The organism is Acinetobacter sp. CAU_H_S170_2 (assembly GCF_058890445.1).
The window spans coordinates 21372-36359 of record NZ_JBZYAE010000003.1 but is presented as its reverse complement, the minus strand read 5'-3'; the positions used below and the strand labels follow the sequence as shown (position 1 = coordinate 36359).

Genomic DNA, 14988 nt, shown 5'->3' with positions numbered 1-14988 from the left:
TTTAATCAGTGATACAAAAAATTGTTCAAACTAATCTTATGACTTTTCAGAACTTTTTACCGCATGGTAAAACTTTATATTTTTAAAAATAATGATAAATCAAGGTTTAATTGGTAAATTTAGCCAATCGCTTATTCATAAATATTTATGATTGGATTGATAAAAAAAATTATAAAAGGTTTGACCATGCGGTCAATAAAAAAGCACATCATAGTGATGTGCTTTAAATGGAGCGGGCTTAAAACTTTATCCTGTGTTACGAAGACCCGCTGCAATGCCGGCGATACTTACCATAAGTGCATGATCTACAGGTGTATTTGTTTCCTGACGCTCTTCTAGGTAGCGGCGACGACGTTTCATTAACTCTGCTTGGAGTAAATGCAGAGGCAATAAATACGGTTTGCGCACTCTCATTGACTGATCTAAAACTTCGTTGCTGCTGAGGAGCTTAGACTCACCTTTAAGCGCCAAGAGGGTTTGCACCGCATACTTTAAGCGCTGACGCAGATGTTCACCGAGCACTTTCAAGTCATCATCATCGGTCAGGTGCGACTCATAATACAGCGCTACATGAGCATCAGATTTCGAAAGCACCATTTCCAACATATCAATCAGGGTTTGGAAATACGGCCATGCCACCAGCATTTCATCTAAGGTGGCTTTATGTCCTTGATCAATCACTTGGTTAATTGCTGCGCCTGTACCTAACCAAGCGGGTAGCATCAAACGAATCTGGGTCCACGCAAATACCCAAGGAATGGCACGTAAGGACTCAATGCCGCCAGTGACTTTACGTTTTGCAGGGCGTGAGCCAAGCGGTAACATTTGCAGTTCAAGCTCTGGCGTGACTGTACGTAAGTACTTTACGAAGTGCGGGTTTTCTCGCACAGTCTGACGATACACTTGTACCGACAAATCGGTCATGCTGTGCATCAACTCGCGCCACTCAGGTTTTGGGACAGGCGGTGGAAGTAAAGTGGCTTCTAAAGTGGCAGCGGTATAAATCTCTAAGTTTTGCAGCGCAATACCTTCTAAGCCAAACTTGAAGCGAATCATTTCACCTTGTTCAGTGACTCGAATTGCACCTGAAATCGAGCCGGGTGGCTGTGAAAACAGGGCTTGTTGTGTTGGCGCACCGCCGCGGCTGATGGAACCGCCACGACCATGAAATAGTGTGAGTTGTACGCCATGCGTTTTTGCAATCGCGGTTAATTCTTCTTGCGCACGGTACTGTGCCCAATTGGCTGACATAAAACCTGCATCTTTTGCTGAGTCCGAATAGCCAATCATGACTTCATGTTTGCCCTGAATATGCTGTTTATACCAATGCATATTGAATAGGGTATTCATGGTGGCTGCGGCGCCATCTAGGTCTTTCAATGTTTCAAACAATGGCACTACACGCAGTGGATGTTGGATGCCTGCTTCTTTTTGCAAAAGCAGTACCGCCAGCACATCACTTGGATATTCAGCCATCGAAATAATGTAGGCACCTAAACTTTCTTGAGGCTGCGCTGCCAAAGTGCGCATGGTGGCAAACACTTCTTGCACTTCAGGTTGTTCAATTAAGCTTTGCGCAGGCTCATTTAAATGCTTGGGCAACAGTGGACGTTTGCTTTGTAGCTCTTGCAATAAGAAGTTTTGACGCGCTTGTTCGGTCCACGTTTCAAAATTACCCAGACCCAAATATTCAGTAATGGCCGAAATTGCTTGGCGATGACGGCCTGACTCTTGACGAATATCCAGTTTTAGCAGTTCAATCCCGAAACAGTTCACCCGATGGATAAAGTCCAGCAATTTGCCATTGGCAATTTCAGGCAGGTTGCTGGCAATTAAAGAACGATAACACAGCAGTAAAGGCTGTAGCAGTTCCTCTTTGGCTTTAATCACCAAGCTATCATCGGCATCGGCACCGCGCAGTTTTTCTGCGAGCCAATGGCGCGTAGCTTTTAGCCGTTCGCGGGTATCGCGTAAATATTCGCGGTAGGGTTCAGGATGGTCTTGACCCAAGGCTTGACGCAGTTCATCGCTACAGCTTTGAATCGACAGTTCCCAACGCAAGTCTTCAATGTCACGTAAGTAAAGATCAGCCGCTTTCCAACGCGATAGCCATAGGACTTCTTGCGTAATACTGTGTGTCACATTCGGGTTGCCGTCACGGTCACCCCCCATCCATGAAGCGAAACGTACAGGTGCCACATGTAAAGGCAGACGTTGCCCACAGTGCTCAATTACCATGTCGTCTAGTTCACGCATGAACTTCGGCACGGCATTCCATAAGGTTTGCTCAATGGTGGTGAAACCCCATTTTGCTTCATCGACTGGGGTTGGACGGTGTTGACGAATTTCATCGGTCTGCCACGCCGAACAGATCAGTTGTTTTAAGTCTTCAAGGACTGTTTGGCGTTCACGAGGGGTCAGTTTTTGCTGATCCATTTTAAATAAGGCATCGTTAATACCATCATATTTTTGGATCAGGGTACGGCGGCTAACTTCAGTGGGGTGAGCGGTCAGAACCAGTTCAATATTTAAATCACAGATTTGCTGGAACAGCGTATCGGTTGAAATGTCGTTATTTTTAAATTTGGCAAAGAGGTGGTCGAGCGGATTTGGAGAGGGTGCGGTCTCATCAAATTCACTTTGACGACGGCTACGGACCACATGGTATTGCTCCGCAATATTGGCAAAGTTCAAAAAGTGGGTAAAGGCACGCGTCAGCGGCAGAATTTCATCATCTTCAAGGCTGAAAAATAGTTGTTCCAGCTGCTTCTCGGCTTCAACTTGCCCATCCCGTGCCCCTTTGGATAAGGCCCGAATTTGCTCGACCTGATTAAACAAATCTTGTCCTGCATGCTCCTTGAGGGTTTCACCCAATAGGTTGCCGAGTAATCGGACATCTTCACGTAGTGGAGCATCAATTTGTTGAATCATGATTATTATTCCCTCGTTGTTCTTAATTTGACTATACCCCGATTCGATGACAATCCAAGTAGGGGCAGACAAAAGTAGGGGATTAATTGCTGAATTTAGAATCAAATGAACAACTTAGGGCAAGCGATTGTTCTAAAATAAAGGTGATTTTCAATTATAAGTATTTGAATTAATTGTCAAAAATATAAATTTAATTAACCGAATCCTAAGGTTTTTGTAAGGGGTATTTTAATAAAAAAATCGCAATGGCTTCTTGAATCAGTTGCTCGCGTTGTTCGGCATTGGGCACTTCATTTATCCCCAACAACATTTCTTGGTGACGATATCCAAACAGCAAAGACATTAATAAGGTGATGACCTCATTGACCTGTTCAAACTGAAGAACGCCTAAGGCTTGAGCTTGGTCAAAGAACTGTTCCCAAATCGCCCGCATTTTGAGGTGAGAGGCTTTATAGAAGTTCTCTAGTAATGGGTTTTGTTCAGCGGCCAGCTGTAATAGTAAGTGCTCCAGCTTGATGGCCTCAGGCAGGTTAATAATATGCATCGATAGCGCACAGATCTGTTCGAGCATGGGCACAAAGTCTTCGGCACGTTGCAATTGAAATGAACGACCCAGCATCAGCTTTTCACAGGTTTCCTCAATTGCACAACTGAACAGATTGGCTTTGTCCTGAAAATGGTTATACACCGTGAGTTTGGTGACGTGCGCTTCCTTGGCAATATGGTCCATGCTGGAGCCGTGGTAGCCATGTTGTAAAAACAACTGACGTGCCACCTCCAAAATACGTTGCCGTTTTTCTAAATCCTTGGGACGTCCTGCTGAAGCTTGCACACATTTTCCTAAAAAAAAGTTCAAAAAGTCATTTACATCTGAGCATATCTTTAATTAGTGTACTATGCAGTATATTAATTAAAAAATAACCAAGTTAAGTCTGGATATTGTGCCTGATTAATTGGTGGTTATGGAAGAAGAGCAGACTTCATGAGCAAAATTCAGACCCTTGTGGCAAGTATGATGGTGGTGTGTAGTATCACCTTGTGGGGATGTAGCAAAGACACGACCGAACCAGAGTCGGTGCCTTTGGTAATGGTGAGTCAACCGAATACCACGCATCTAGAACAAAAAAGCTATGCTGGCGAAGTGCAAGCCCGCCAACAAACCGCGCTGTCCTTTCGTGTTGGGGGACAAGTCACGGAGCGTCTGGTCGATGTGGGTGACCAAGTTAAAGTCGGACAAGTTTTAGCGCGCTTAGATGTACAGGATGCCCAGTTACAACTCAATGCAGCCAAAGCACAGTTAGAAAGTGCTCAAGCAGCTGAAAAAAATGCGCAGGATGAACTCAAACGTTTTAAACAATTATTACCGAGTAATGCAGTGAGTCGTTCACAGTACGACAGCGTTGAAAATCAATATAAAGCCGCACTATCGAGCTTGAAACAAGCACAAGCCAATTATAACGTTACGCAAAACCAAACCAGTTATAACCAACTGATTGCCAATAAAAACGGTGTGATTACCGAGCGTAATATTGAAATTGGACAGGTGATTTCAGCAGGGCAACCCGCGTTTCAACTGGCCATTTCAGGCGATCGTGAGGTGATGATTGGTGTGCCTGAACAAGCCATTGCTCAGATTAAAATCGGACAAGATGCAATCGTCACTTTGTGGTCCAAACCCGATGAACGTTTTGCTGCCTACGTCCGTGAAACTTCACCTGCCGCAGATCAGTCACGTACTTTTAGTGTCAAAGTGGCTTTGCGTGAAGGACAAAATACAATTCAACTGGGACAGAGTGCTCGGGTATTTTTCAGCTCAACTGAAAGCAATGTGTTGAGTGTACCTTTAGCCAGTGTTTCCGCTGCGGGTAAAAATGCTTATGTCTGGGTGGTGAATGCTGACAACAGCATTCGTAAAGTCCCTATCAGTGTGGGGGAGTATGGTCGAGACAGCGTTACCATTCGTTCAGGTTTACAGCCAAAGGACTATGTCGTGGTGGGTGGGGTGCATTTACTGCGTGAAAAACAAAAAATTCAACCGATTAGCCGTGACAATAAAACGGTCAAGATTGTGACAGGAGGTTAAGCATGAACTATAACCTGTCGGAATGGGCCTTAAAGAATAAGGGCTTGGTCCTTTATTTGATGTTGTTACTGGGCATCGTGGGTGTGGTGTCTTATTCCAAACTAGCACAGAGCGAAGACCCACCTTTTACCTTCAAAGTGATGGTGGTACAGACCTATTGGCCGGGCGCAACGGCGCGTGAGGTGTCTGAACAGGTGACCGACCGTATTGAAAAAGAGCTGATGACCACGGGTAAGTATGAGCGAATTATGGCCTACTCCAGACCCGGCGAGTCGATGGTGACTTTTGTGGCACGAGATGCTATGCGCTCCAGTGAGATACCGGATGTGTGGTATGACGTACGCAAGAAGGTTGGAGACATCAAACATCAGCTGCCCAATGGGGTACAAGGACCATTCTTTAATGATGAGTTCGGCGATACTTTCGGCAACATTTATGTGCTGACGGGTAAAGACTTTGATTATGCAGTGATGAAAGAATATGCCGACCGTCTACAGTTACAACTGCAACGCGTCAAAGATGTCGCCAAGGTCAACTTGGTTGGGCTGCAAGATCAAAAGATTTGGATTGAAATTTCCAACACCAAGTCGGCGCAGCTAGGCATCCCTGTGACAGTGGTACAACAAGCCCTGCAACAGCAAAATACCATGGCCAGTGCAGGTTTTTTTGAAACAGAGTCGGATCGTATTCAACTCCGAGTCACAGGGCAAATTAAGAGCGTTGAAGAACTGCAACGTATGCCTTTATTGGTGAATGGAAAAACCATCCAGCTTAGCGATGTTGCCGACGTCTATCGTGGCTTTAGTGAGCCTGCTCAACCCCGTATGCGCTTTATGGGGGAAAATGGCATTGGCATTGCGGTGTCGATGCGTAAAGGTGGCGACATCTTGGCTTTGGGTAAAAATTTAGAAACTGAGTTTTCCAAGCTGCAAAAAACCTTACCTTTAGGTATGGAGTTGAAAAAAGTTTCCGACCAGCCTGTGGCGGTGAAGCGTAGTGTCAACGAGTTCATGAAAGTTTTGGCTGAAGCGGTGATTATTGTACTGCTAGTCAGCTTTTTCTCGCTGGGTTTCCGGACTGGACTGGTGGTGGCGTTTTCCATTCCACTGGTCTTGGCCATGACCTTTGCAGGCATGAATATTTTTGATGTTGGTCTACATAAAATTTCCTTGGGTGCGCTCATTTTAGCGCTCGGACTCTTGGTCGATGATGCCATTATTGCCGTGGAAATGATGGCGATCAAAATGGAGCAAGGCTACAGCCGACTACAAGCAGCAGGGCATGCATGGCGAACGACGGCTTTCCCAATGTTGACGGGAACTTTGATTACCGCTGCGGGCTTCTTACCGATTGCTACGGCAGCGTCCAGTACAGGTGAATACACTCGTTCTATTTTCCAAGTGGTGACCATTGCCTTAATTGTGTCGTGGTTTGCAGCGGTGTTGTTTGTACCTTATTTGGGTGACAAACTCCTGCCTGATTTTAATAAAGAGCTGATTCAAAAAGCGCCGTGGTATAGCCGTTTGTGGGCACGTTTGCGCAAACAGCCAGAACCTCAGCCGATGGTGCATCATGCAGGTGAGCATCACGATCCTTATCAAACCAAGTTCTATCAAGGTTTTCGCCGTTGGGTCGATCTGTGTGTGACCTATCGTAAAACGGTCATTGCGACGACGGTGGCTATTTTTGTGCTCTCGGTGTTGATGTTTAAGTTAGTACCACAGCAGTTTTTCCCACCCTCGAATCGTGCCGAAATTTTGGTCGACTTAAAACTTGAAGAAGGTGCATCTTTAACGGCAACTGAAAATGCGGTGAAAAAAGTTGAACAGTTCCTGTCGAAGCAAGAAGGTATAGATAATTATGTGGCATATGTGGGCACAGGCTCGCCACGTTTTTATTTACCGCTCGATCAGCAGCTACCACAAGCCAGCTTTGCTCAGTTTGTGGTCTTGGCTTCTTCACTGGATGATCGCAATGAAATTCGTAAATCCTTAGACACCCAAATCCGCCAGTTATTGCCTGATGTGCGTACTCGCGTCTCTTTACTTGAAAACGGTCCCCCAGTCGGTTATCCACTTCAATATCGCGTGTCGGGCGAAGACTTGACCCAAGTGCGTGCTTGGGCGGATAAAGTCGCAGCGATGCTGAGTGCTAACCCCAACACCACCAATGTGCATTTGGACTGGGGTGAACCAAGCAAGATGATCAATTTAGAGATTGATCAAGATCGTGCCCGCCAAATGGGGGTGTCGAGTTTAGATTTGGCCAATTTCTTGAACAGCTCAATTTCAGGTGCCACCATTAACCAGTACCGTGAGAAACGAGAACTGATTGAAATCCGTTTACGTGGCGATCAAGCTGAGCGGGTTGAAGTAACATCACTGGCGAGCCTTGCCGTTCCAACTTCAAATGGCGGAACAGTACCGTTGGCACAAATTGCCAAAATTGATTATAGCTTTGAAGAAGGTTTGATTTGGCATCGTAACCGTCTACCGACCATTACGGTACGTGCAGATATACGGACCAAGTTACAACCGGCCACTGTGGTGGATGAAATGGCGGAGCAGATGAATCAGTTGCGTGCGGAACTGCCGAATGGTTATTTGGTTGAAGTCGGCGGCACAGTGGAGGAGTCTGCACGTGGGGGTAAATCGGTTGCAGCAGGCATGCCTTTGTTCTTGGCCGTGGTCATGACTTTGCTGATGATTCAACTGCGCAGTATGTCTCGTGCCATGATTGTCTTGCTCACCGCACCTTTAGGTTTGATCGGCGTGGTGTTGTTCCTACTACTGTTCAATAAACCTTTTGGCTTTGTTGCGATGTTGGGCACCATTGCCTTGTCGGGAATGATCATGCGCAATTCACTGATCTTGATTGATCAGATTGAGCAAGATATTCAAGCAGGGCATGAATCATGGGATGCGATCATCGATGCGACGGTGCGACGTTGTCGTCCAATTGTGCTGACGGCATTGGCAGCAGTTCTGGCGATGATCCCATTGTCTAGAAGTATTTTCTTTGGACCTATGGCCGTTGCGATCATGGGCGGACTGATTGTGGCGACGCTATTAACCCTGTTCTTTTTACCGGCCTTGTATGCGCAGTGGTTTAAAGTAAAAAAAATTAGCCATAAGCCTTAAATTTATGCCAATATCAGGTGCGAAACGTTGAAAATTTCAATATAGTAGCACCTGAAATTTATGGCATTTTTATAAAGCAGTTTTTTGCTACACATTAAAAAATAAACGATGTGGCAAATGGGGTTAAACGCATGATGCAAGACAATGTAACCAAGTATCGCCGATCTATCGCGATTTCTTATGTCTTCATGTTTTTGGCTTTGTTTACTGTGATTAGCGGCGCATTTTCCTATTGGTATGCCCGAAAAGTCACGCAAATTGATCATGCCGAAGTGTGGTTACAAGCGCAAGCACTTTGGGTCATGCGCAATATTGTGATTTATAGCATTTTGGCGTTATTTGCAGCGTTGTGGTTTATTCCTCTTATTTTCTTCACTTGGGACAGCGCATTGTGGGTGACTGGATGCACGGTTGCAGGTGTGGTTTTTAGCTGTATTGCATTTCTCTTCCTTCTAAATGTATGGTTTAAAGGCCTGTCTAAATTTCTGAAAAATAAAGCAGTTTTCTAATTCTACTGATTTTTTTTCAAACACCCCCTTGTAAAACTTGGTTTGAACCCAATTTCAGACCACAGTTGAGTATTAAATAAATTCCGTGAGGAGCATCGCCAGACATGGCTAAACGTGATTATTATGAGGTTTTAGGTGTTGCTAAAACCGCTAGTGATGATGAAATTAAAAAAGCCTACCGTAAGTTGGCGATGAAATATCATCCGGACCGCAACCCTGACAATGCTGAAGCTGAAGAGAAATTTAAAGAAGCGGCTGAAGCTTATGAAATTTTATCGGATAGCGAAAAGCGCAGCATGTATGACCGTATGGGGCATCAAGCCTTTGAAGGTGGTATGGGCGGCGGAGGCGGCTTCGGTGGTGGTTTCAGCGCAGAAGACATTTTCAGTCAATTCGGTGACATTTTCGGTGGTGCATTTGGTGGCGGAGGCGGTCGTGGTCAACAGCGTGCACGTCGTGGTTCTGACTTACGTTATGTGATGGAACTGACGTTGGAAGAAGCAGTAAGAGGGGTGAAAAAAACCATTACCTTTACTGCACCAGCACTGTGTGAAACCTGTGACGGTAAAGGCTCTAAAAACCTGAACGATGTTGAAACCTGTAAAACTTGCCATGGTGCAGGTCAGGTTCGCATGCAGCAAGGTTTCTTCTCTGTACAGCAGACCTGTAGCACTTGTCGCGGTCAGGGTAAGATCATTAAGAACCCATGTAATACTTGTCATGGTTCAGGCGTTAAAGACCGTCAACAAACCTTAGAAGTGACGATTCCTGCGGGCGTCGACAACGGTGACCGCGTTCGTTTAACGGGTAAAGGCGAAGCGATTCGTGATGGTCAGTCAGGCGACTTGTACGTAGAAGTGGTGGTGCGTGAGCACGAAATCTTCCAACGTGATGGTGCAGACCTGTATATGGATGTGCCTGTGAGCATTGCCGATGCTGCTTTGGGTAAAGAAATTGAAATCCCGACACTCGAAGGTCGTGTGAGTTTGAAAATTCCTGAAGGCACACAAACGGGTAAAATGTTCCGTTTACGTGGCAAAGGGGTTAAACCTGTACGTACCAGTATGCAAGGTGACTTACTCTGCCGTATCGTGATTGAAACGCCAGTCAACTTAACAGCACGTCAACGTGAACTGTTGAAAGAGTTACAAGAAACTTTAGATGGAGATGATCACAAATCATCACCAAAGAAAAAGTCTTTCTTTGACCGACTGTTTGATTAATTGAATACGGTACGTCTGAATTGGTGTTGAAAAGAGCGGGAATATTTTCCCGCTTTTTTTATGTTATTGCGCTTCTGTTGGCAGCTCAGGTTGATCGATCTCTTCAACCGACACCATTTCTTCAGCCATAGGTGCAGCAGTTGGTACTTGTTGCTCGGCCTGTGCTTTGGGATGTGTGCTGGTAGTGATCTTTACCTGTGACAAACTTTCTAAGGTGTCGCCCGCTTGAACAGCGGGTTCAGCCTGAACTTGTGCCCAACTGCCCCCAAACGCCATCGCTAGAAAAAGTACCTTGGCTTTCATTCTATTTTCCTCATTTTAAAGTTGTTTTTAAACGCGAACCTAGTCTGCGTAAGATTGATTGCAAATTTGTGAAAAGCTTGAGAAATCATGTTTGAGAATAAAGCGATTTTTTCGATGAAAATGGCCAACAAACCTTAGTCTGGGCAATCAGTTTTGCTATAGTAAGAGCAATTTTGAAGCTAGATTAGGAATATGTTATGTCAGCAGCTCCACGCATTGGTGTCTTAGGTGCCGGCGGTCGTATGGGTCGCATCCTTATTCAAGCGGTACATGAAGCAGGCTATCAACTGGCTGCGGCAGTGGAACGCCCTGAAAGCTCACTGGTTGGTACAGATGCAGGTGAGCTTGCAGGTATTGGCAGCCTAGGCGTGAAGGTGGTGGGTAGTCTGGAAGCGGTAGTGAAAGATTGTGATGTGATCATTGATTTCACTGCACCAGTAGCGACCGTTCAGCATTTAAAAATTTGTCGTGAAGCTGGGGTTGCCATTGTCATTGGGACCACGGGCATGAATGACGAACAAAAAGCTTATTTGGACGAGTCGGCGACACAGACTCCTGTGGTCTATGCAGCCAACTATTCTGTAGGGGTCAACGTTTCGATTAAACTATTGGAATTGGCTTCTAAAGTCTTTGGCGACACAGTGGATATTGAAGTGATTGAAGCGCATCACCGTCATAAAGTCGATGCACCATCAGGCACAGCATTGATGATGGGTGAGGCGATTGCAGGTGCTTTAGGGCGTGACTTGAAAACCGATGCAGTGTATTGCCGTGAAGGTCATACAGGACCTCGTGAGCGTCAAAGTATTGGTTTCCAAACCATCCGTGGCGGTGATATTGTCGGTGAACATACAGCTATGTTTATTGCCGATGGTGAGCGCGTTGAAATTACCCATAAAGCAACCAACCGGATGAATTTTGCTTCGGGTGCGGTGCGTGCTGCGGCTTGGGTGGTAGGACGTGAAGCACGTAAATATGACATGAAAGATGTACTGGGTTTTAACGACATTCAAGTTTAAAAACCTGCTTCATTCGCCATAAAAACAAGATAAAAAATTAAAATAAGACGAAGAATAGAATGAAAAAAGTCATATATATGGCTTGTGTTGTTGCCGTGATGACGACAGCACAGGCCAAACCTATGGATCAAGCCAAACTCAGTATTCATAAAAATAATATTAAAGTTTGGACCTATCAAAATGCGCAAAATCCGGTCTTTTTATATAAGGCTGAAACCACGTTTGATGTGCCGATTGAAAAAGCAGTGTCATTGATCTTAGATGTTGACCATGCGGTGAAATGGGTGCCGTATATGGGCAGTGTGAAAGTCTTGTCGCGCGATGATAAAAAAGGTGAGTTTCAGCTGTATATGGTGCTGGATTTTCCTTTTCCTTTAAAAGACCGCGATTTGGTGGTGCAAGGGAAAATGACCAAGGACAGTCAGGGCATTATTAGCATTAAAAATAAAGCGATTGATAAAAACATCCTTAAAAATCCAGATTATGTGCGCCTAAATCATTATGAGGGCGATTGGACCTTTCAGAAACTGGGATCAAATAAAGTCAAGGTTTCGACCTCAGGTTATGCTAACCCTGAGGGATCGATACCACTGAAGTTTGTGAATATGTTTGTCCAACAACAACCCTATCAAATGCTGCAAAAAATGAAAAATCAATTGCTGGAACAAGAAGACACTCCTGCCCATTTACCAGCTGCCTTACGTTAATTTTAAAGACGAAGAAGCCTGCAATCCAGGCTTTTTTATCTTTTAAAACTTAAGGCTGTTGATAAGCGTTCAGCAGCTCTAAGGTTGAAGCTTGAGGCAGGTCTAACTGGATTAAACTGAGCATGGCATCTCCTTCACCAGCGAGCGAGATCTTGAAGTTTTCAGCACTGCTTTGGTCACATTGGAACTGTAAATTTTTCTGGTGGGGCAAGTTCATCTGCATTTCACGTTCATTGTTCAACCGATATTGATAGGTTCGTTGGGTCGATGTTTCAGTCAAGCTCGGCGCTAAACTTAAAAACTGATAATCAGTTAAATTTTGCGTTTTCAGAAACCCTTCAATCAGGGCTTTACAAATAAAATGTTGCTGCTGTACCTGCTGCGAAATATGTGGCGGTTGGCAAGCCGATAAGCTCAATAAGCAAAAGAGAGATATGATTATTTTTTTCATAAAAGTGCCTATTTATGGTTGTGAACGAATGACAGAAGCATAATTCTGTTGGCATAATGGATACAGATACATAAAAGTTAAAAAAATAGGTACAGATGAATGGCATTTCAGTATCAAAGCTTGGCTGCACAGTTGCTTGAAAAAATTCAAAATGCTGAATTACCCGCAGGGCAAAAGCTGTTGTCGTTACGCCAATTTGCCAACTTACAAAAGGTCAGCTTGAATACGGCCAAGAGCTGTTATGAACTACTCGAGTCGCAGGGGTATATTCATGTGAAAAATAAGTCTGGCTATTTTGTCAGTTATCAAAAAAATACCAGCCCATCTATTCCTGTACCGCAGCATCCTGATTTTCAGTCTCAAGCCCGTGATATTTCTAACTTAGAGCTACAGTTGGAAATTCAACAGTCTTCCATTAATAGCCGTCTCATCCATTTGGGAGCGATTCAGCTTTCGCCAAAACATGTGCCTGTAGAAGCACTCCGCCGCTCCATTCAACGTGCTTTAAAACACAGTCAACCTGAAGATTTTTTATATAGCGATAAGCAAGGTCATATTCGCTTGCGGCAGGCCTTGTCTGAGCATTGGGCTGAAGATGGCTTCTATATTTCGCAGGATGATATCTACATCAGCAATGGCTGTATGCCTGCGTTGTCGGTGATGATCCAACACCTCAGCAAGGAAGGCGACAGCGTAATTGTACCGACCCCGAATTTTAATGGTCAGTTGCAAATGCTGGCGGGGTTAAAGCGAAAAATTATTGAAATTCCAGCCGATACTCAAGGCTTTGATCTTGAACGTTTAGAGCAGGTCATGCAAAGTTCAGGCGCAAAAGCGTGCTTACTCACGGCCAATTATCAAAATCCCTTGGGGTTTTGCTTAAGCAATGCAGAAAAAGAAAAAATTGCACAACTGGCGGCGCGCTATCAGTGCTATGTGATTGAAGATGATATTTATGGTGAATGTAGTTTCAGCTCGAGTCGTCCGCTGCCGATTAAGTATTGGGATCAGCAGGGTTATGTGATTTTCTGTGGTTCGGTTTCCAAGTCCCTTTCAACTGCGTATCGGGTAGGTTGGTTCTGTATTCCGCAGCGTTTAGCGCATTTGAAGGCTACGTTACTGATGCAAAATATCACAGTAAATACACCCTTGCAGCTGGCACTGGCCGATCTCATTTATAGTCGTGCTTATCGGGAACATTTACAGCAGTTAAAGCCGATTTTGAAACAGCAAGTTGAGCAATACCGACACATGATTCAGCATGCCTTTAACGGAGTTGAGTTACGTATCAATCAACCCTTAGGTGGTTATGCGCTGTGGTTACAGCTACCCGAGTGTATTGATGGTTTAGATATGTACTATTTTGCTCAGCAGCATGGCATCAATATAGTGCCGGGTGAAGTCTTTGGTGAAGGGCAGCGTTATAAAAACTGTATCCGCCTCAATGCAGGTCATGAAATTTCAACAGATATTCACGCAGCGGTCACCTTGTTGGCCGATTGGGTGAAAGCGCAACTCAGCAGTTCGACGTTGGTCAAACAAGCGGTATAAAAAAAGCGCCTGTTTTGAGGCGCTTATGGATTAAAAATCGGCTTTGAGGACGATACGATAACGGGCTTTTCCAGAATGTAACCGTTCCAGTGCTTCATTCAACTGTGACATAGGATACAGTTCAATTTGTGGCGCAATGTTTTTACGTGCAGCGAATTTGAGTAGCTGACGTAATGCCGCAGGTGAGCCAGTGGGTGAACCCGTGATAGACTTTGCTCCACCAATCAGACTACCTGCATTTAACTTGATGGGCTCTAGAGGCAGGCCTAGCAAATGGATCGTGCCATTCGGTGCCAGCGTACTGATATATGCAGGCCAATTGAGTGAGACATTCACGGTGCTGAGGATGAGATCAAATTTGCCCCGCTGGGTTTTAAGCGCATCCACATCACGGCTATTCACCACATGATCTGCGCCCATGGCTTTGAGCTCTTCAGTTTTGTCAAGGTTCGAGGTGAACGCCGTGATTTCACAGCCCCATCCTCGAAGTAGCTTAATGGCCATATGCCCTAAACCACCAATGCCTATCACTCCAACATGGTGAATGGCTTGAATGCGGTGTTTTAAAATTGGATCAAAAACGGTAATACCGCCACACAATAAAGGACCCGCTGACTCAGGATCTAGCTCTTCAGGTAAAGGAATAATCCACTGCCAACCTGCGCGAACTTTGTCGGCAAAGCCGCCTGCATGACCGACGATGGTTGCTGTCGGCCCTCCTGTACAGAGCACTTGTTGGCCCGACACACAGGGGTCACAGTGTTGGCAGCTTTCTGCCGTCCAGCCAATACCGACGCGCTGTCCAAGTTTAAGACCTTTGGCTTCGGAGCCTAGGCGACTGATGGTGCCAATAATTTCATGACCAGCGACAACGGGGTAGACCGAAGAGTTCCATTCATTGTTAATGACTGAAACATCGGAATGGCACAATCCACAATATTCGACTTGGACTTCGACTTGATGTGGTTGCAGTTCACCCGCATCGAATTGATAGGGTTGTAACGCTGCGCCTGCTTGCATTGCCGCATAGGCACGAATGGTGTTATCCGTCATATTCTATATCCTTATTTT

Annotated in this window: 12 protein-coding genes; 7 read left to right on the top strand and 5 right to left on the bottom strand. The window is 45.1% G+C overall.

Annotated features, from left to right (window positions below; translation table 11 throughout):
• Positions 1-246: 246 nt before the first annotated feature.
• Together ppc and AC5EUN_RS17380 are read right to left on the bottom strand one after the other, a co-directional pair.
• Positions 247-2931: a phosphoenolpyruvate carboxylase gene (gene ppc / locus AC5EUN_RS17385; protein ID WP_493352539.1), complete on the bottom strand. Its 2685-nt coding sequence runs from the start codon at positions 2929-2931 to the stop codon at positions 247-249.
• 205 nt (positions 2932-3136) lie between these two features.
• Positions 3137-3763, bottom strand: a complete 627-nt coding sequence (locus tag AC5EUN_RS17380; RefSeq protein WP_493352538.1) for a TetR/AcrR family transcriptional regulator — start codon at positions 3761-3763, stop codon at positions 3137-3139.
• 150 nt (positions 3764-3913) lie between these two features.
• On the opposite strand from AC5EUN_RS17380, the gene AC5EUN_RS17375 reads away from it, so the two are divergent.
• The 4 genes from AC5EUN_RS17375 (at position 3914) to dnaJ (ending at position 9886) form a co-directional block, all read left to right on the top strand.
• Positions 3914-5014: an efflux RND transporter periplasmic adaptor subunit gene (locus tag AC5EUN_RS17375; RefSeq protein ID WP_234954735.1), complete on the top strand. Its 1101-nt coding sequence runs from the start codon at positions 3914-3916 to the stop codon at positions 5012-5014.
• Between the two features lie 2 nt (positions 5015-5016).
• A complete protein-coding gene (locus AC5EUN_RS17370) occupies positions 5017-8154 on the top strand; it encodes an efflux RND transporter permease subunit (RefSeq protein ID WP_493352537.1) in 3138 nt (1045 codons plus the stop codon).
• Positions 8155-8285: 131 nt separating this feature from the next.
• Positions 8286-8663 (top strand): hypothetical protein, encoded by a 378-nt coding sequence (locus AC5EUN_RS17365; protein ID WP_234954731.1) that lies wholly within the window; start codon positions 8286-8288, stop codon positions 8661-8663.
• 104 nt (positions 8664-8767) lie between these two features.
• Entirely contained in the window at positions 8768-9886 is a 1119-nt protein-coding gene (dnaJ, locus tag AC5EUN_RS17360) for a molecular chaperone DnaJ (protein ID WP_493352536.1), read from the top strand.
• A gap of 63 nt (positions 9887-9949) precedes the next feature.
• Here dnaJ and AC5EUN_RS17355 read toward each other — a convergent pair whose 3' ends face one another.
• The gene (locus AC5EUN_RS17355) at positions 9950-10189 is read right to left on the bottom strand and encodes a hypothetical protein (protein ID WP_218288663.1); all 240 of its coding nucleotides are present in this window, start codon (positions 10187-10189) and stop codon (positions 9950-9952) included.
• A 197-nt stretch (positions 10190-10386) separates the two neighbouring features.
• Here AC5EUN_RS17355 and dapB point away from each other — a divergent pair, with 197 nt between their 5' ends.
• Both dapB and AC5EUN_RS17345 read left to right on the top strand, forming a co-directional pair.
• On the top strand, positions 10387-11208 hold the full coding sequence (gene dapB, locus AC5EUN_RS17350; protein ID WP_234965018.1) for a 4-hydroxy-tetrahydrodipicolinate reductase: 822 nt from the start codon (positions 10387-10389) through the stop codon (positions 11206-11208).
• A 59-nt stretch (positions 11209-11267) separates the two neighbouring features.
• Positions 11268-11915 carry an START domain-containing protein gene (locus tag AC5EUN_RS17345; RefSeq protein WP_078425141.1) on the top strand — a complete coding sequence of 216 codons (648 nt, stop codon included), beginning with the start codon at positions 11268-11270 and terminating at the stop codon, positions 11913-11915.
• A 49-nt stretch (positions 11916-11964) separates the two neighbouring features.
• Here the strand turns inward: AC5EUN_RS17345 and AC5EUN_RS17340 are convergent, their stop codons facing one another.
• A complete protein-coding gene (locus tag AC5EUN_RS17340; RefSeq protein ID WP_493352535.1) occupies positions 11965-12366 on the bottom strand; it encodes a hypothetical protein in 402 nt (133 codons plus the stop codon).
• 99 nt (positions 12367-12465) lie between these two features.
• Between AC5EUN_RS17340 and AC5EUN_RS17335 the strand changes: the two genes are divergently transcribed.
• Complete coding sequence (locus tag AC5EUN_RS17335; RefSeq protein WP_493352534.1) at positions 12466-13917, top strand: aminotransferase-like domain-containing protein; 1452 nt, start codon at positions 12466-12468, stop codon at positions 13915-13917.
• A gap of 30 nt (positions 13918-13947) precedes the next feature.
• Here the strand turns inward: AC5EUN_RS17335 and ahr are convergent, their stop codons facing one another.
• Entirely contained in the window at positions 13948-14970 is a 1023-nt protein-coding gene (gene ahr, locus AC5EUN_RS17330; RefSeq protein ID WP_395474981.1) for an NADPH-dependent aldehyde reductase Ahr, read from the bottom strand.
• Between the last annotated feature and the right edge of the window lie 18 nt (positions 14971-14988).

What these genes read in the sequence shown, in the direction of transcription:
- ppc (WP_493352539.1), bottom strand. Translation starts at nt 2,931, where the DNA reads ATGATTCAACAAATTGATGCTCCACTACGTGAAGATGTCCGATTACTC.
- AC5EUN_RS17375 (WP_234954735.1), top strand. Translation starts at nt 3,914, where the DNA reads ATGAGCAAAATTCAGACCCTTGTGGCAAGTATGATGGTGGTGTGTAGT.
- AC5EUN_RS17370 (WP_493352537.1), top strand. Translation starts at nt 5,017, where the DNA reads ATGAACTATAACCTGTCGGAATGGGCCTTAAAGAATAAGGGCTTGGTC.
- AC5EUN_RS17365 (WP_234954731.1), top strand. Translation starts at nt 8,286, where the DNA reads ATGATGCAAGACAATGTAACCAAGTATCGCCGATCTATCGCGATTTCT.
- dnaJ (WP_493352536.1), top strand. Translation starts at nt 8,768, where the DNA reads ATGGCTAAACGTGATTATTATGAGGTTTTAGGTGTTGCTAAAACCGCT.
- AC5EUN_RS17355 (WP_218288663.1), bottom strand. Translation starts at nt 10,189, where the DNA reads ATGAAAGCCAAGGTACTTTTTCTAGCGATGGCGTTTGGGGGCAGTTGG.
- dapB (WP_234965018.1), top strand. Translation starts at nt 10,387, where the DNA reads ATGTCAGCAGCTCCACGCATTGGTGTCTTAGGTGCCGGCGGTCGTATG.
- AC5EUN_RS17345 (WP_078425141.1), top strand. Translation starts at nt 11,268, where the DNA reads ATGAAAAAAGTCATATATATGGCTTGTGTTGTTGCCGTGATGACGACA.
- AC5EUN_RS17340 (WP_493352535.1), bottom strand. Translation starts at nt 12,366, where the DNA reads ATGAAAAAAATAATCATATCTCTCTTTTGCTTATTGAGCTTATCGGCT.
- AC5EUN_RS17335 (WP_493352534.1), top strand. Translation starts at nt 12,466, where the DNA reads ATGGCATTTCAGTATCAAAGCTTGGCTGCACAGTTGCTTGAAAAAATT.
- ahr (WP_395474981.1), bottom strand. Translation starts at nt 14,970, where the DNA reads ATGACGGATAACACCATTCGTGCCTATGCGGCAATGCAAGCAGGCGCA.